Genomic DNA, 16,723 nt, shown 5'->3' with positions numbered 1-16,723 from the left:
GGTTTTTTAGAAAACTGAAATTATAAGTGCGCTTGCCAAATTTATAATGTTTCAGCCATATTTTAGTAAATGTTTTTGATAGAAAGGGGTTCTGGGTTTTCACAAGTTTACATTTATATCATCCATTAATCTATACAATGGAAAGAAATTAGTATTTTCATTAATTCCTTTTTTGTACACTAGTTCTTTATAAGCACTATCATTTACAATTAACTTCCACAAGTAAAAACTTTTAAAATCATTAGAAAACGAAGCTTTAAAATTAAATAGAGAGTCATTGTCTCTTCCTCCTAATCCTCCGCCTAAATTATAAAACTGTGAACCTTTTTTATTGGCTAAAAGGCGCATTTCATCAATTAAAAGTTTAGTAGGTGTTAAGTGTAAAAAATCATTTTTTGTTCCTGAGAGATGATATTGTACTATATTATTAGTTGTAACAAACATACTACCACCAATAATTGTATTTGTTTCACTATCAATAGCAAGTAAAATATCTGTATCAAAACTTGAACTATTCATCATATTTTCGAAATAAGATTTATCAAAGTAATATGATTTTTTGGCTTTTACACGGTCCATGTTTTCATAATATATATTTATAAAAGTTTGTAAATCTTCTTCATTTACAGCTTTTCTTATGGAGCACATTCTTCTGGCTTTGTTTACATGGGTTTTTAATCTTTTTCCATACAAACTTCGCTGTTTGTTAATGTCAATTTTTAAATTAATATTTACGACCTTTCCTTGGGAAGAAATTTCACCTAAACCTCTTAAAACATGAGGTTGACAAGGCATAAAGGGGTTAAGTCTTGAAAAAACAGAAATGATATTATTATTATTTAAATATGATAAAAGATTTATGATAAAGTCTGAATTATCAAATTTAGGGTCAATATTGTTTGAAATAGGACCGGCATATCCATATGTTGAAGTTGCATCTTTAAAATCAGAGTTTGGAATATCTCTAATTAGTAAGGGGAGAGCAATTAGTTTGTTATTACCTGTTCTGTAAAGAATTAGGATGGGGTTTTCTATAGGGTTTTTTGAAAGTTGATGATATTCATACGTATGATAAAAATCATATCTACCAATTTCTGCCAATACTTTTTGCCATTTAACTTTATCTGTTATTATTTCTAATGAGCCCTTTTGCCTCGATTTTAAGCTTTCAGAATGGTATAAATATTTTTGCCCTTTTGTAATTTTTTCTTTAATCTTACCTGGAATTCCAAAAACTTTAAAATTATCTTGTACATCCCTGATAATTAGTGAGCCAGCGCCAATTATACAGTGCTTACCAATGGATATATCTTGAATTACACTCGCACTTAAACAAATTGCGGTACATGAGCCTATTTTTACATTTCCCCCAATTGTACTATTTGGTGCTAAACTAGAATAGTTTTTTAAGTGACTATCATGACCTAGTGAAGCCTTTGTATTAATAATGCAGAATTCACCAATTTTAGCATCACTATTTATAATTACACCTGCCATAATTACAGTTCCCTTACCAATTTTTACGTTCTTGCCAATAATAGCGTCCGGGTGAATAGCTGAGATATAACTTAAATCAGGTTGGATTTTTATTATTTTTTGAAAAATAATTTTCCTAGTCCAATTATCTCCAATTGCAATTATAGCTGATTCAAAGTTATAACTGTTTTTTAATGAAGGAATGTCTTTTTCGTGACCTATAATCCTATAATTAAAAACCTTAGATCCTATTGCTTTAAAAGAGTCTATTAAGCCAATAATATTATATTCTCCTCTTCTTTCTATAATATCAATTATTACTTTGGCATGACCAGAAGCTCCAATTATTATAATGTTTGGCTTGTCCGTTTGATTTGGTTTAGTAGACATAGTTTTAATTATTACCGGTAAAAAAAGGCATGTTTAAATTTTCAGAACTATTTACATCTTCCTTTTTTATGACCCTTTTAATTGTTGAAAATAGGATTTTTAAATCTAAAAAGAATGATATATTGTTAACATAGAAGACATCTAATTCAAACTTCTTTTCCCAAGAAATCTTATTTCTGCCATTAACTTGTGCCCAACCCGTTATCCCGGGTCTCACCTTATGTCTTAACTTTTGTTCATTATTATAAAGAGGAAGGTAGTCTACTAAAAGTGGTCTTGGGCCAATTAAGCTCATATCTCCTTTAAAAACATTAATTAGTTGTGGGATTTCATCCAAAGAATATTTTCTAATAAAAGCTCCAACTTTTGTAATTCTATGTTCAAAACTTAAAAGGTTTCCATGTTCATCTCGCTTATCATTCATTGATTTAAATTTGATGATTGAAAAAATTCTTTCATTTTTACCAGGTCGTTTTTGAAAGAAAAAAGGCTTGCCATTATTACTAAGAAATAATAATCCAGTAACTATGATAAATATTGGTGATAAAAGTATAAGTCCAAATAATGCTGCGAAAAAATCTATAAATCTTTTTATAAAGGTAGAGTACATGGGTAAGGTTAGGTTTGTTAGTTTGTAATAAAATTAATACTAATATTTTAAATGAATTGGTTTTTTAGACTAAAAGCTCTATATTTTTGATAAAATGAGTATGAGGGAAATAATTTAATAACCACATGTTTTTCAGGTTGTTTCGTTAACCATAACTCTTCTTTTACCAGAGGATAGTAATGGAATTTCATCAACATAAACTATTTTAATTTTCGCATCTTCCCCTAAGTGTGACATAAATTCATTAATAAACTTTCTTTTATTTTTAAATTCACCATCTATATTTATTTTAAAAATATATTCTTTATTTTCTTTTTGAATTAGTTGGCATTGATTTAATTCATGATAATTGTTAAGAAGTAACATGATATTATTGGCAATAATTTCTCCCTTAGTATTTGTAATTACATCAATTTGTCGTCCTTCAATACTTGCTAAAACTGGTTTTCCTTCTATGACTTCCATTACGCCAATATCACCTGTATCATATCTAATCATTGGCATGCTATAATTAAATAAATCGGTAACAATTATTCTACCTTTTTCGCCAAACTTAGCTGGTTTATCGTTTTCTATTTCTAAAACCTCAACATAATAACTTCCAGTGTTAATTACAAAATAGTTTGTAGTTGGCAGTTGTTGGGCTATAATACCATTTTCCACGTTAGAATATCTTGAAATTGTGTCAACATTAAAATAGTTTTTCATTGCTTGTTTGGTATAAGGCGATAAACTTTCTGAAATAGCAATTACAGATTTTAGGTTGCAATTTATTGGTCCTGTTTGATTTTTATCTAAATATTTACACATTGTTTCAAATGACGATGCATATCCAATCCAACTTTTAGCCAATTTATCCCTTTTAATTTTTTTTAAGAATTTATTAAAAAAATCATCCGTTAACTCAAAAACATCAATCGGTACAATATTCAACATCCATCTTTCCAAAATCCCTTTTTTCTCAAAAGCATTCCACATTCTAAAATAATAGAGTTTATTACCTAGATTATAACCTGCTATTTCAGAAAAATAAATGTTATCGGCTGAATTTCTATGAACTTTGTTAGAATTTTGAAATACTTTAAATGGAATTCCTGTAGAGCTGCTTGTTGCAACAATTCTGTTTTTGGCTCCTTTAAATTTTATAGATTGAAAACTATTATAATTAGCTTTAATAATATTTTTATTAATAATTGGAAAACAATTGATCCCTTTCTTATAATCAAACTTTTTATAGAAGGAGGTTGTTTTGCATGCATGTTCTAATATGTAGTTTATTTGAGAAGTGTTTTGAGCCCCTTTTTCAACCAAGTTTTTAATATCCTTATAATGGTTCAGTTTTTTATTTCCCTTAATAAAATCTAGAGTGTAGAATAAAAGTTGTCTGAGATTTAGGTTCGAAAACATGTCTTATTTTATTTTAAATTTCTTTTAAAATTTGCTTAATTAATGGATGTTTACAAAGCCCTTTAAAGGCAACATCTGCCATATGTAAAGAAGGATTGGAATTTCCTTCAATAAGAACGGGGCCATTGTTAGTGAGGGCTATATCCCATCCTACGATACGAGTTGGAAGCATTTTAGCAGCTAATAGGGCCAATTCTACAGATTCTTTAATAAAGGGTACTTTAAACCCATCTAATTGAGTTTTTGTATCTGGGTGGTGCGTAATAATATTACCACCTCTTTTTATGTCTTGCCTACCAACGCCACTAAGAATACCAGTCTCTAGATTTAAAGCAATATAAAAACCACCTGAGGTTTCGTTATCAGTAATTAAGTTTCCAGTTCCAAATCTCATTAAAGCTGAAATAACATGACTTTTCCCATGCTCATCTAAATAAGTATTAATTCTTAGTGAATTAATTGATTTTGAATAAATTTTGTTTAACCCTGAATGTTGTATTATTTTTTCTTGGTGTATATAATTTTGCTTTAATAAAGTTTTATAGTAATCACTTATTTGAATCTTAAATTTCTCTTTATTTAATAGGATACAACCTATACCACCTATACCATTTATTGGTTTTAAAAATAAAGAGGATTCATTGATGTTATCGAAAACCATTGTAAAGAAATCAATTAAGTCACTTTTAGTATTAACAATACTTGGTTTCGAGTTAAAATAAAAATAATTACCAATATTATAACTAATAATTCTGGGTGAAGACAAATGATGTTTGTCTGCAAATAAGGAAAAACTCAATTTACTTTCAAGAATAGCAGCAATATCTGGCACGAGAATTTTTTCAGAATCTATGATTTTATAATATTCTTTTAAACTTAAATATGAAGTGATATTAATTACATTTTTGCGATAAAGAAACTTTCTAAAATAATCCGTAGGAAATTCTTTTTTTGTCCACCCATAAACAAACAACTCGTAGACTATAGTAAAAATACTTTTTTTATCAGGGTCTTTAAAGAATTTACTTATTAATAAAGCTCGAGAAAGCATGTTTAAACATTTTAATTGATAATCTTATTGTATTCTTCCAAAAGTGCATCCCAGACAAATTGTTGGTCATACCTTTTAACTATGTGCTCTCTAGACTTTTTACCCATTGCATTAAGGTCTTGTTCAGTTTTCAGTATGTAATCTTGCATAGCTTCAAATAGTCTTTCTGTATTTTTAACAGGAACAATAACACCATTTTCATTATGCCTTACAATTTCATTACAACCATTAATGTCAGTTACAATACTTGCTAATTCCATAGCTCCTGCTTGCATTACAACATTAGGAAAGCCCTCCCTATAGCTTGGAAATGTAAGAGCATTCGAAATGTAAAAATATGGTCGAACATCATTTTGCCACCCAGTATGTATAATATTTTTATTGTTTTTAATTTCCTCAGTAGTTGAAGGGGCTAATGGATCGAGGTGAGGTTCAAATACTCCTACTAGTAGTAACTTTGATCTATTATATTTTTGATTTATTTTACTAAAAGCAGAAACAAGTTCAGTTATACCTTTATCTACAACCAATCTTCCAACAAAAATATAAACAAAATCATCTGGCTTGATTCCTAATTCTTTTCTTAAGACTTTTTTTGATAATTCATCAAAATGTTCTGGATTAAAATAATTTGTATTAATACCATTAGAACTACCATTGCCTATTACATGAAGCTTATGTGTACGGGTAAATTTGTGATTAAGAACAATGTCCTGCAATCCATAAGAATTTGGATATATTTTTGTTGCACAATAATAGGTGAACTTTTCTACAGCATTTAAAAGCTTTCTTTTTAATCCAGTTTCTTCTACCAAAGGTAAACCAGCTATAGTGTGTAGCCTGTTAGGAACTCCGGCTAATTTTGCAGCAAACATACCTAAAGTGCCCGCTTTGGGTGTGTGTGTGTGAACAATATCAGGCTTTTCTTTTTTAAATATTTTATATAATTTATATACACCTTTAATATCTTGAATAGGAGTAATATTTCTAGTCATTTCAACAGTTTTGGTAGTAATGCCTTCAGAAAGCCCAAATTCTTCAAGAAGCCCATTTTGATCAGATGAAATACCTATTACCTCAAAATGATTGGACATAAATCTTAACTGCCCTTTTAAAAGGCCTCTTAAAGAAGCAGGTATTGTTGTAACTCTAATAATTTTTTTGTTCATTATTTAGTACGTCTTTTATTACAAGTGTAAGTTGTTGATATATAAGTTTTTAACAATTTTGGTGTAGTTGTTAACAAATATACAAATTGTCCTTTTTTGATATTATTTTCGCAATTCTTTTTAATTGGGGTTATTTTCTAATGCGAATATAGAATATTAATTGCACTTTATCGAATAAAAATACATTTAAACGATAATGACAGAATCGTACTATGTATTTTATCGAAAAAAAATGGTATACAGCGATTATGATTAAAAAAAATTTTACTATTGAGCAAATTATTAAAAGTCCCAAATTTATAAGTATTATGAAAAAGACAATTAAAGCTACACTAATTTTTTTATTGATTGGATTTACCTTGAGTATGACATTCTCATGTAATAAAGAAGAGCTATTTGTTGAGCCTGTTAATGTGGTAAATGAAGACAACGAAACAGAAACCGATGAAGAAGAGGAAACAAATAATGAAGATTCAGATACGACTGAGATAGTTGATGCAAGTCTGCCTTGTGATTTTTCTCTTAATGATGTTGAAACAAATTCAACTGTAATAATTAACTGTGTATTAGATCTTAATGGAGAGATTGTAAATTTACCATCAAATGTAACTATTTTGCATGAAGGAGGTGAAATTGTTAATGGTACAATAAACTTTTCTGATAATACAACTATTAGTGGTGATTTATTAAACTCAACTTTAGTAATTGGTGGTTCAACACCCCAAGTAAAAGATCCAATATTTGTTTTTAATCCAGAAAGATGGGGTATTGTTCAAGGTAAGGTTTCTGATGAGGTCGCCTTGGAAAATAAGAATATACTAGAAGAAATAATGTTTGAAATTAAAAATTTTGGAGTTAATACTATTAAAATAGATTATTTAGATGCATATTTTAAGGTAGATGGTCCTTTGAATACAGGAGTTCCGGAAGTTCATGCCATTAATATACCTTCCGACTTTAATTTAGTTATGACAGACAACACGCACCTAAGAATGCAACCTAATGGTCATTTTAGAGCTAGTTTATTAGCAATTTATGATGAAAAAAATATCACAGTATCGGGGGGGTATCTCCATGGAGATAGAGATGAACATGATTATGACTCAGGTTATGTGGACTCTGATGGAGCTACAAGTGGAACTCATGAATGGCTTCATACAATGGCCATAAAAGGTGGAGAAAATATTAATATTGATGGTGTGACATTTCAAGATGCAACAGGAGATGGCATTTCAATATCAAGTATTTATTTTTACTATGATGCCAGACATGTTCGTTCAAAAAACATAAATATTATTAATAGTACATTTATAAGGGCTAGAAGAATTAATTTAACTCTTGTGAATTGTGAACATATATATATTGAAAATAATGAGTTTATAGACGGTGGAGCTGATACTAATAATTCCTTAGGAACAGCACCTTCTTGTCAATTTAATATCGAGCCTGTAAGAGGTTGGAGTGAGAATGGCGAATTAATTGAATACGAGCGAGTAAGTGATGTTTATATGAAAAATAATGTTGGGATTTTAACCGGAGATTCTGGTGGAGGATTTAATGTTTCTCATGGTAATGGACCAATAATTTTCGAAAACAACGCCATTGACTCCTCTGTTTCTTATACTACAGCAGATGGTGTAATTATTCGAAATAATACAGTAAATAAATATATTAAGGCTGGTAACCCTTCCAATTTTGATAGAACTGATTTTGTTTTTGGAAATGAGGTTTATGGTAATAAAGTTTATGGAGGAGTACATGTAGGAGGTAATGGTGTAATTGTTAGAGATAATGATATAGAAGGAGATATAGGTATTTACCTAGGAGCTGGCGCCAAAGATAGTAGTTTAGGGGTTTCAAACTCAATAATAAAAAACAATATAGTTAAGGCTAGTTCTCGAGGAATAATGGCAATTAATACTACTAAAAACACATTAATTGAGGAAAATACTATAGAAATGCTTTCTGGAAGTACTTTTGCACTTAATTTGTACAATGAATGGTCTGGTAGTGGTGATGCTAATTTTTTAGTAAACAATAATTTAGTTATAGGAACAAAAGGAAATGATTCAGGAGCTCATACGAGTTTAATAGGTGCCAGTTCTATTAAGGTAACAAACAATAAATTAGGTTGTGTTCAAATTACAAAAGGTGATAATATTACATTTACAGGTAATGTAATTGATGCTGAGATTAACAAAGACGGATTGCAGTTTAATTCAGATTGTCCAAATTCTAGCTTTACTGATAATACTATCATTTTATACACTTCTCAAACACCACTTAATATTAAGGCTTTTGATTTTGGCAGTGGTGTTAGCTTATCAGCATCAGTATTAATAAGTAATAATACTACTATTGAGAAATAAGATATTAAAAAAATATTAGTAAATTAAAAAGGCTTGTGTTATTCAAGTCTTTTTAATTTACATAAAATAATTATTTACTCAATAATAGAATTGTATAAATTTTCATATTTATCAACCATAATATTAATATCAAATAATTTTGATTTTTTTAAACTTGTCTCTGTAACTTGGTGATAGAAATTATTATTATTAAAGAGTTTTATAATTGCTTTCGATAGTTCTTTATTGTTTTCCTTTTCAAACAAAACACCAGCGTTTTCAACAACTTCAGTTAGCCCTGGTACATCACTAGCAACAAAAGGTTTTCCAGAAGCCATCCCCTCAATACTAGAAAGCGATAAGCCTTCATAAAAGGAAGAAAGCACTACAATATCAACTGTTTTTAAAAGTCTTGGCACATCATTTCTCTGTCCGTAAAAATGCACTCTATCTGTAATACCTAATTCATTTGCTATCTGCTTACAAGCATCTTCTAGCGGACCTTGACCAACCAGTATTAATTTAAAACTTTCAGGCAATTTACTAACTGCTCTAATAAGGGTTTTTTGGTCTTTTTGAGGCGTAAAACTAGATACTTGAATGATAAGTTTATCGGCATCAGAAAAATGTAAATCTTCTTTTTTATAAGGTTTAGCTAAGTTGATACTTTCTAAATTTATACCGTTATAAATTTTTATAAACTTAGGTCTAAATTTTTCACCTAAATGATTTTTAAGATTATCATCAACCGCATCAGATATGGTTATAATTTTGTTAAACTGATTATATACAATCTTATCTAAAGCTTTAAACAAAAAAAGTTTCCTACGTCTGTTAGTGGTGTTATGTTCAGTTAACACTATATTATGTTTTTTAAAACTTATTAAGTTAGCAAATCCCACCCAGTATAGAGTAGGAAATAAGTGTGCATGAATGATATCATAATCTTTTAAAAAAGATTTTATTTTAAAAATTAAAAAGGGGTTATATATATTATTTTCTGTGCCTAAGGAAAATATGTTAATGCTTTTATTTTCTTTCAGTTTTTTAAAAAACCCCGTTTCAGCACCATCTAATAATAAAACATCTACTTTTAAGCCCTTTTCTGAAAATTTAGCACAGGTATCTACTATGAGTTTTTCAGCACCACCAGAACGTAAAGAATTTATAACTTGTAATACTTTCATTTTTTTAGCTTATTAATATAAAGCACATAGATAAAAAGACCTATGCCAAAGGGAATAGATAGAAACGTAAGCAAAGGTTTTGGGCTTTTGTTTAAAAATTTAAAATCTTTTAACTGAATAGAGTGCGATATATAATGGATAGCATTCTTTAATCTCACTTTAAAATAATTGGAGTGTTTTAAGGCATTTATCCGAGCATACTGAAAACCTTTAGGGTGTCTAAAATATTGTTTAATAATGTTTCTAGAAGAACCATCTTCTAAATATTCAACAATACATAGTATTTCATTTAAGCATCCTAATTTATATTTTTTATCAATTTGAAGGTATAATGTCCCTAGAGGCACAAAACGTTCCTCTGTAAAAATGGGGTAGGGCGGGAATTGTTTAACAATTTCTGTTCGTAATACTAATTTTTTATCTCCCGTAATTTTATATTTATTATGCAAGTCTTCTAGCGTTGAATATTTTAAATTATCAGGAATTTTTTGCCCAATAATATGACCATCTTTATAAGCATCTAAACCTATAAAGCCAGCAAGTTCTTCAGGTTTATGTTCTATAGAATTCCAGTAATTTATAATGTTTTCTACGGCATTGTTGGGCATAAAATCATCAGAATCAATACACACATTAAGTTCTGTTTTTATTAAGCTGTAAGCAGCATTATGAGCCCCGTGCATGCCTTGATTGTCTTGATAATGATACTGAATATCTATTTTATTTTCTTGAATCCAGGAGTTGACTAATGTTTTGGTGTTATCTGTAGAACCATCATCAATAATTAACCAAATAAAGTCTTGGTTTGTTTGATTCACTAGGCTATCATAACATTGATGTAAACAATAAGCTCTGTTATATGATGGTGTAAAAATAGTAAGTGTTTTCATTATAAATTTATTTAGAATAATAAACGAAATACATTAGAAATGTAAAAGTAAAGTACGCTACAAGAATTTTTGCTAGCATTATGTGGTGTTGTTTAAATAAAGTTTGCTTTAAAAGAGGGTAAAAAATAACTATCGCCATCATAAACCATGATAAGTATGCAAACCGGTTAGAAAAATTGGCTCTAATAACTAAAACCCAAAACCCATTACATATAAGGTAAGTATTTAAGAGTTGGTTGTAAAAATTATCTTTAAATTTCTTTTTATAAATGTAGTACCAACCTGCAAATACAGCAAAAAAGCTGTAAAATAAAAAGTCCCAACGAAACCGAGGCGCCTCTCCAGCAAAATCTCCTGTAAGATATCCCGATAACCTACCATCAAAACCTAAACTAGCAAATAATGAAATCCAAACACTGCCCATTGCTAATGATAATGGAATACAAATTAACCAGCCTTTTAAATAGAATTTAGGATTGTTATATATATAGGTTAATAGGTATGCCAAAACAGGTAGCATAATGGTTTTATGAAACATGGTTGCCCAAATAAAAAATAATACCATTATTACTTTATTTTCACGGTAGGCAAGCCCCCATAAGAATATTGAAGCTGCCACCCCATTTCTTACCCCATTAACGCCGTATGCATAAAATGAGAATGACACTATAAAAGCAAAGAAGCAGTAATACCAATACGATTTAAACAATTGTTTGGATATTTTATAGAGAGGGTATATATATAAAAATGTACATATTGTGAAAAAAGTATGAGCAGTAACAATGGTTGATAAAGTTTTCATGAACAGTTGCCAACCAAAGTCTTTAGCATCATTGATAGGCTCTCCAAAACTAAATGCTTTAAAGGCTTTGTAATAATTTGCAGTGTCTCCGAAGCCATAGCGTGATGTAATTTCTCTTTGTCCTATTAAAATAATAAAAAAAACAAGTAAAAAATACCCAACCGTATTAATAAAGATAATATTCTTTTTTTCATTTATATCTAATAATAATGCATGAAGAAAAGTACATAAAAGTAAGAACAAACATAAATAAATGTATGTTTCGTAATAATTTGCTGAAGGAATAATGGCTAGCATTTTAAACAAAATAATTTAATGCTTTTTATTTGTTAATATTCTTCCTGGGTTACCAACAACGGTTGTGTTTGCTGGGACATTTTTAACCACTACAGCACCTGCACCAATTTTGGCATTATCACCAATAACTATATTGCCGATAACAATGGCTCCTGTATAAATTGAAACATTATTACCTATACTAGGTTTTTTTCCATTAATTTCTCCAATGGTTACTAAATGATTCACGTAAAAATTTTCTCCTATAGATTCGGCATTTAAAATAGTACAATAGGGATGCCCTGTTAAAATACCACCACCTAGTTTGGTATTAACATCAATAGTGAAATTTTGCTCTCCTTTGCAATATAGTTTTAAAATGTGTTTAATAGGACTTTTAATTCTAAAATAAAATATAGTTCTAAAATCATTTGAGTGGCATAATAAATATAGTAAACTATTAATTTTAGACCCTTTTATACTTTTTGCAGCACACCATCTATCTAAATCTTTATTAATTGTTTCTTTATTGGCGCTAAATAAATAAAGTACAATATGAGGGATTAACAAAACTCTATAAATATAAAATAGTATTCTTCTCATACTTTTATTTGATTACTTGATTGAAAATTGTTAACCACTTGTCCATGATAGCTTTTTCATTATAGTTAACTGCATTTTCTCTAGCATGCTGCCCAAGTTTTTTTCTTAATGTTTCATTATTTATAATGTTTATAACAGCATCGGCAAATTTTGACTGTTTTTTTGGAGGTATTAATATACCGTTTTTATCATTTATTATATTTCTAGGACCATGAGGGCAGTCAAAAGAAACTATAGGTAATCCACAGGCTTGAGCCTCTAATAAAACTAAAGGGAAACATTCATTATCTGAGGTCATTAAAAATACTGATGCATTTAACATTTTATCTTGTATGTTATCTGTTTTTCCTTTTAATATAATGTGTTTTGATAACTGTTTTTCATTAATTTGTTTCTGTAATGTATCAATATAATTTTTATCACCTTCGCCATATATATGCAATTGCCAATCACTATTTTTTTTATGTATTAGTTCCCATATATCTACAAGTAAATCAAACCGTTTAACTGGTGCAATTCTGCCAGCAGCAATAGCAATAGGTTTGTTTAATTGTGATACTTGTGAGGGATAAAAGGTTATGGGGTTAGGTATTACAGCAATATTGTTAGATTTGTAATATTTAGCTTCATCTTTGTTTAATACAATAAGTTTGTTATATTTTTTTTCTACATAATCTGCAAAATATAGAAAGTATTTTTTCTTTGATTTAGCTCCTTTTTTACGATAAGGTACTTCTATAGATTTAGAAAAATGGAATTCTTTGATCTTAGGAATAGATTTGTTAACAAATGGCACAAAATAGGTATCGACACTGTGGCTACAAACCACAACAATGTCTGGTTTTATTTCATTTAAAGTTTGCTTTACTAAGCGTATGTGTCTTGGAATTTTTAATACATTTTTAGGGTGAAAATAAGATAAGTTTCTATGATAATTAACACCTAGATCTTTAAAAATAATATTAGAATTAAAGAGATAACAAGCTTTGTTTTTATTTTGTTCTGATGTTATAATATAAACAGAGTTTTTACTATTACTTGCAAGGTAATTGGCTTTAATTGATAACACTCGCTCTATACCACCATGCCGATATACTTGATCGATTAAAAAAACTATTTTCATACCGTCTTGTGTTTTAATAGTTCTTTAAAAAGCATATCCCATTGTTTAACCACATACTCTGGTAAATAGTTCTTTACATTTTGTCTTGCATTTTCACCTAATTTTTTTCTTAATTCACTATTTTCTATTAGTGTTTTAATTTTTTCACCAAGGTTATTGATATTTCCGTTAGGAACAAGAAATCCATCTTCTCCGTCTTTAATAATATCACTAGGACCATGTGGACAATTAAAAGAAACACATGGTACGCCATAAGCCATAGCTTCTGTAAGCACCATACCAAATCCTTCATAACGAGAAGACATGACATAAATAGATGACTCCTGGTATTTTTCTGCTATATTTTTTACTGGTTTATGAAAGTTAACTGATTTAGAAATTTTAAGTGCTTTAGCCAACGCTTCTAAATTTTCATTTTTGTTTATGGTGCCATATATATTCAGTTTCCATTCTGGATAAGATTTATGTACCATTGCCCAAGCTTTAAGTAAACGGTCATATCCTTTTTGAAAGCATTGTTTTCCTACAGCAATTACATTTTTTTTATCTACAGAACTAGGTGCACTAGGATAGAAAGAGAGAGGGTTGGGTATTACAGTAATGTTTTTTAAATCCCATTCTTTTTTATTTCCGTTAGTAAGTACAACAAATTTATCATATTGTTTAGCCCCTATATTCATTAATTTAAATTTAAGCCAAGTGATTGCTTTTTGATAAATATTTGGTGTTTTTACTTGTAATTCTGCATTTTTAGAAACATGGCGTTCATAAATTAAAGAACAAGGTTTACCTATAATTAAAGGTAAAAGTAAGCCTTTAAGGCCATCATCACAAACTAAAATAATATCTGGAGTAATTTCTTTAATTTTTTCTTGTATGCCTTTTTTATAGCTCTTTATATATGAAAAGGGATTGCCACCTACTTTTATGTTATGATATTGAATTTTTTTACTAAAATCATAAAATAGGTTGTTGGTATCTTGATTTAATGTTAAGATATGAACCTTGTAATTATAATTATCTGCCAAGTAACTAGCTTTTATAGATAGTACCCGTTCTAGTCCCCCAGGGCCATCAATTCTATTTACTATGTATAATAAATTAGTCATGCTTTTTAAGGGCATTTTCTAAAAATTGTTTAGAGGTTTGTTTTAAGTTGTCTAGATGTGTTTGTGTTATTTTATAGTTTATGTTGTTGATTTTATGCTTGTTAACCATGTTTTCGTCTAGCATTAAAAGTTGACGAAGTCCAATGGAGTCTAACATATCTCGCATGCGTGTATTTATTTTATACAACCTATTAAAAACAACAAAATCTTTTTGAAAAATAATAGAAAAAGCAACAGCATGAAAAGAATTAGAAATAACAAAGCTTGCATTATAAACTAAGCTTAAAAATATATCAGGTCCTTTTAAAAAATAATTTTTATTTGCATAATTAATGTTTTCATTAACCGTAACAATATTCCAGTTATGTTCTTTTTTTAACTTAAGAGCCATTTGTTTAATTAGCGGATTAGAATCAAAATCATAAACAAAAACGTAGGGTTTGGGTTCTTTATTATTGCTCATTAAAGGTAGCCAATTTTCCTTATCTAAAAGAAAAACAGGGTCTAATACCTGGGTGCAATTTTGTATTCCCAGGTTGTTTAAAATATTAATACCAGATGATTCTCTAACCGAAATAGCATTTAATCTAGATATCTTTTCTTTAACAAAATGCTTTATAGATTCCTCTAATTCATCAATAGCAAAACTAGCTGCATAAGAAATTTTTAATTTATTATTAGGAACAAAGTCTAGATAAAAAGCAGGATCTTTTCCGTTATCAAAAAAGGAATTCCAAATTTGGTCACTACCACATATATAGGCATCAGCTTCTGGTATGTTAGTTTTTAAATCAGCATTGGTTTTGTATAGTTTAGAAGTACTTTTTATGTATAGTTTAGAAAAATTATCGAAGCTTTTCTTACGTTTTAAACTTTTAAGTCTTGTAGGTAGTTTAATTGTTAAATAAATAAATTTTAAAACTATATTTTTTTTATAAAAACCGTTACTTACCCTAAATAAATTAAAATGATTACTTAGGTAATGAGGTTTATAATGAATAGTCTCAGCGTCATGTCCGGAATTTTGCAAGTATTTTAATAAAGCATATTCTTGCAAGCTTGCACCATGATTATAAACTTCATGACAGGTAATAGTTTTTATTTTCATTAAAAAAGAAGTTTAAATATTAAGTAACTCATTAATTTTAGATAGAGATAGTTCTTTATCGTTGTTTTTTTGTTTAGACAAGTTATCTGAAACTTTGTTCATTAGATCTGGATTTTTTAAATATGTTTCTATGCTAGAAGCTATAGCTTTTGCATTCATTTCACAAATTAGTCCAGTTTTTTTATGTTCAATTATTGTTGATGCCGTTGGAAAATTTGTTGTAATAATAGGTTTTTGCAAAATAGCAGCTTCAATAACAGTTAATCCTAATCCTTCAAACAATGAGGTTTGAGCGTAAATATCGCAAGATTTAATAAAGGGGTATGGGTTTTCTTTATAGCCTAATAGTATAAAGTGGTTCTGTAAGTTTTTATTATGTATTAGTTGTTCTAAATTTTTTCTTTCAGGCCCTTCTCCTATAACATACCATTTTATGTTGTAATTTGATTTTAGCAATATAGAACAAGCATCTATGGCTAAATTTAGGCCTTTAGCTTGAGCTAGTCTTCCAACTGTTAGTATATTTTTACTTTGAGTATTATCAAATTCAGATATTGATTGCGTACTTTTATTAATAACAGAAGTAGTATCTGTTATGTCTTTTATTACAACTGTTGATAGTTTCTGTTTAATAGAACTTAATGCTTGTTGTAATGATTTTTCGTTTTCTTTTGAGACGCAAACAACTTTATCAAAATTACTATAGAATTGAAAATCATATTTTATATTGTAACCTGCCTTAATATAATCTGTATTGAGCCATGAGAATTTTTTCTTCGCAACAATTTTTTCAGAAACAAAGTATGTAGCAAATCCTTGGTTGTACGCTATAGCAATATCATAATTCTTATTTATTTTTTTTATGCCAGTACTTTTTGTTTTCCAAAAAAGTTGAGCAGAATGATATTTTTTACTTAAGCGGTTTAATATTCTAAGTGAATAAAATTTTAGTCGTTGTTTTAATTTTTGAAGTATAGAAATCTTGTTTTTTGAAATTTGCTTAATAATAACCTTTTCAGGAACAAATTTTTGGAAATCTCCATTAGAAACAGCAAGAAATAAATCAACATTATAAGTTTTAAAATCAAAGTTTTGCAATAGTGTTACCAGGCTCTTTTCTGCGCCTCCACAATGTAAGGATTCTATAACAAATGCTATGTTTTTCAATTTAAAG

General features: G+C 28.8%; 14 protein-coding genes. 1 reads left to right on the top strand and 13 read right to left on the bottom strand.

Annotated features, from left to right (window positions below; translation table 11 throughout):
- Nucleotides 1-99 precede the first annotated feature (99 nt).
- The 5 genes from N1F78_RS14540 to N1F78_RS14520 all read right to left on the bottom strand — a co-directional run bounded on the left by N1F78_RS14540 (nucleotide 100) and on the right by N1F78_RS14520 (nucleotide 6,103).
- A complete protein-coding gene (locus tag N1F78_RS14540; RefSeq protein ID WP_406683897.1) occupies nucleotides 100-1,866 on the bottom strand; it encodes a NeuD/PglB/VioB family sugar acetyltransferase in 1,767 nt (588 codons plus the stop codon).
- 4 nt (nucleotides 1,867-1,870) lie between these two features.
- On the bottom strand, nucleotides 1,871-2,476 hold the full coding sequence (locus tag N1F78_RS14535) for a sugar transferase (RefSeq protein ID WP_406683896.1): 606 nt from the start codon (nucleotides 2,474-2,476) through the stop codon (nucleotides 1,871-1,873).
- Between the two features lie 132 nt (nucleotides 2,477-2,608).
- The gene (locus N1F78_RS14530; RefSeq protein WP_406683895.1) at nucleotides 2,609-3,883 is read right to left on the bottom strand and encodes a CoF synthetase; all 1,275 of its coding nucleotides are present in this window, start codon (nucleotides 3,881-3,883) and stop codon (nucleotides 2,609-2,611) included.
- A 13-nt stretch (nucleotides 3,884-3,896) separates the two neighbouring features.
- Nucleotides 3,897-4,934, bottom strand: coding sequence for a sugar-transfer associated ATP-grasp domain-containing protein (locus N1F78_RS14525; RefSeq protein WP_406683894.1), 1,038 nt, complete (start codon nucleotides 4,932-4,934; stop codon nucleotides 3,897-3,899).
- Nucleotides 4,935-4,945: 11 nt separating this feature from the next.
- Nucleotides 4,946-6,103 (bottom strand): glycosyltransferase family 4 protein, encoded by a 1,158-nt coding sequence (locus N1F78_RS14520; protein WP_406683893.1) that lies wholly within the window; start codon nucleotides 6,101-6,103, stop codon nucleotides 4,946-4,948.
- Between the two features lie 308 nt (nucleotides 6,104-6,411).
- Here N1F78_RS14520 and N1F78_RS14515 point away from each other — a divergent pair, with 308 nt between their 5' ends.
- On the top strand, nucleotides 6,412-8,472 hold the full coding sequence (locus tag N1F78_RS14515; protein ID WP_406683892.1) for a hypothetical protein: 2,061 nt from the start codon (nucleotides 6,412-6,414) through the stop codon (nucleotides 8,470-8,472).
- Between the two features lie 74 nt (nucleotides 8,473-8,546).
- Here N1F78_RS14515 and N1F78_RS14510 read toward each other — a convergent pair whose 3' ends face one another.
- From N1F78_RS14510 to N1F78_RS14475, 8 genes are read right to left on the bottom strand one after another with little or no spacing between them, the layout of a single operon-like run.
- On the bottom strand, nucleotides 8,547-9,638 hold the full coding sequence (locus N1F78_RS14510; RefSeq protein WP_406683891.1) for a glycosyltransferase: 1,092 nt from the start codon (nucleotides 9,636-9,638) through the stop codon (nucleotides 8,547-8,549).
- A complete protein-coding gene (locus tag N1F78_RS14505; protein WP_406683890.1) occupies nucleotides 9,635-10,528 on the bottom strand; it encodes a glycosyltransferase family 2 protein in 894 nt (297 codons plus the stop codon). The genes N1F78_RS14510 and N1F78_RS14505 overlap by 4 nt, the downstream gene beginning before the upstream one ends.
- Before the next feature lie 7 nt (nucleotides 10,529-10,535).
- Nucleotides 10,536-11,627, bottom strand: coding sequence for an EpsG family protein (locus N1F78_RS14500; protein ID WP_406683889.1), 1,092 nt, complete (start codon nucleotides 11,625-11,627; stop codon nucleotides 10,536-10,538).
- A 15-nt stretch (nucleotides 11,628-11,642) separates the two neighbouring features.
- Nucleotides 11,643-12,209 (bottom strand): serine acetyltransferase, encoded by a 567-nt coding sequence (locus tag N1F78_RS14495; RefSeq protein WP_406683888.1) that lies wholly within the window; start codon nucleotides 12,207-12,209, stop codon nucleotides 11,643-11,645.
- 4 nt (nucleotides 12,210-12,213) lie between these two features.
- On the bottom strand, nucleotides 12,214-13,332 hold the full coding sequence (locus N1F78_RS14490) for a glycosyltransferase family 4 protein (RefSeq protein ID WP_406683887.1): 1,119 nt from the start codon (nucleotides 13,330-13,332) through the stop codon (nucleotides 12,214-12,216).
- Nucleotides 13,329-14,441 (bottom strand): glycosyltransferase family 4 protein, encoded by a 1,113-nt coding sequence (locus N1F78_RS14485; RefSeq protein WP_406683886.1) that lies wholly within the window; start codon nucleotides 14,439-14,441, stop codon nucleotides 13,329-13,331. Before N1F78_RS14485 ends, N1F78_RS14490 begins: the two co-directional genes overlap by 4 nt.
- On the bottom strand, nucleotides 14,434-15,549 hold the full coding sequence (locus N1F78_RS14480) for a polysaccharide pyruvyl transferase family protein (RefSeq protein ID WP_406683885.1): 1,116 nt from the start codon (nucleotides 15,547-15,549) through the stop codon (nucleotides 14,434-14,436). Before N1F78_RS14480 ends, N1F78_RS14485 begins: the two co-directional genes overlap by 8 nt.
- A 12-nt stretch (nucleotides 15,550-15,561) precedes the next feature.
- Complete coding sequence (locus N1F78_RS14475; protein WP_406683884.1) at nucleotides 15,562-16,716, bottom strand: glycosyltransferase; 1,155 nt, start codon at nucleotides 16,714-16,716, stop codon at nucleotides 15,562-15,564.
- Between the last annotated feature and the right edge of the window lie 7 nt (nucleotides 16,717-16,723).

Origin of the sequence: Seonamhaeicola sp. MEBiC01930 (genome assembly GCF_045277075.1) — a bacterium.
Lineage (GTDB): Bacteria > Bacteroidota > Bacteroidia > Flavobacteriales > Flavobacteriaceae > Seonamhaeicola.
Note: the sequence above shows the minus strand (reverse complement) of the source record. Positions and strands in the feature narration are given on the sequence as shown.

Excerpts from the sequence above, each read along its gene's own strand:
- N1F78_RS14540 (WP_406683897.1), bottom strand. The coding sequence starts at position 1,866 with ATGTCTACTAAACCAAATCAAACGGACAAGCCAAACATTATAATAATT.
- N1F78_RS14535 (WP_406683896.1), bottom strand. The coding sequence starts at position 2,476 with ATGTACTCTACCTTTATAAAAAGATTTATAGATTTTTTCGCAGCATTA.
- N1F78_RS14530 (WP_406683895.1), bottom strand. The coding sequence starts at position 3,883 with ATGTTTTCGAACCTAAATCTCAGACAACTTTTATTCTACACTCTAGAT.
- N1F78_RS14525 (WP_406683894.1), bottom strand. The coding sequence starts at position 4,934 with ATGCTTTCTCGAGCTTTATTAATAAGTAAATTCTTTAAAGACCCTGAT.
- N1F78_RS14520 (WP_406683893.1), bottom strand. The coding sequence starts at position 6,103 with ATGAACAAAAAAATTATTAGAGTTACAACAATACCTGCTTCTTTAAGA.
- N1F78_RS14515 (WP_406683892.1), top strand. The coding sequence starts at position 6,412 with ATGAAAAAGACAATTAAAGCTACACTAATTTTTTTATTGATTGGATTT.
- N1F78_RS14510 (WP_406683891.1), bottom strand. The coding sequence starts at position 9,638 with ATGAAAGTATTACAAGTTATAAATTCTTTACGTTCTGGTGGTGCTGAA.
- N1F78_RS14505 (WP_406683890.1), bottom strand. The coding sequence starts at position 10,528 with ATGAAAACACTTACTATTTTTACACCATCATATAACAGAGCTTATTGT.
- N1F78_RS14500 (WP_406683889.1), bottom strand. The coding sequence starts at position 11,627 with ATGCTAGCCATTATTCCTTCAGCAAATTATTACGAAACATACATTTAT.
- N1F78_RS14495 (WP_406683888.1), bottom strand. The coding sequence starts at position 12,209 with ATGAGAAGAATACTATTTTATATTTATAGAGTTTTGTTAATCCCTCAT.
- N1F78_RS14490 (WP_406683887.1), bottom strand. The coding sequence starts at position 13,332 with ATGAAAATAGTTTTTTTAATCGATCAAGTATATCGGCATGGTGGTATA.
- N1F78_RS14485 (WP_406683886.1), bottom strand. The coding sequence starts at position 14,441 with ATGACTAATTTATTATACATAGTAAATAGAATTGATGGCCCTGGGGGA.
- N1F78_RS14480 (WP_406683885.1), bottom strand. The coding sequence starts at position 15,549 with ATGAAAATAAAAACTATTACCTGTCATGAAGTTTATAATCATGGTGCA.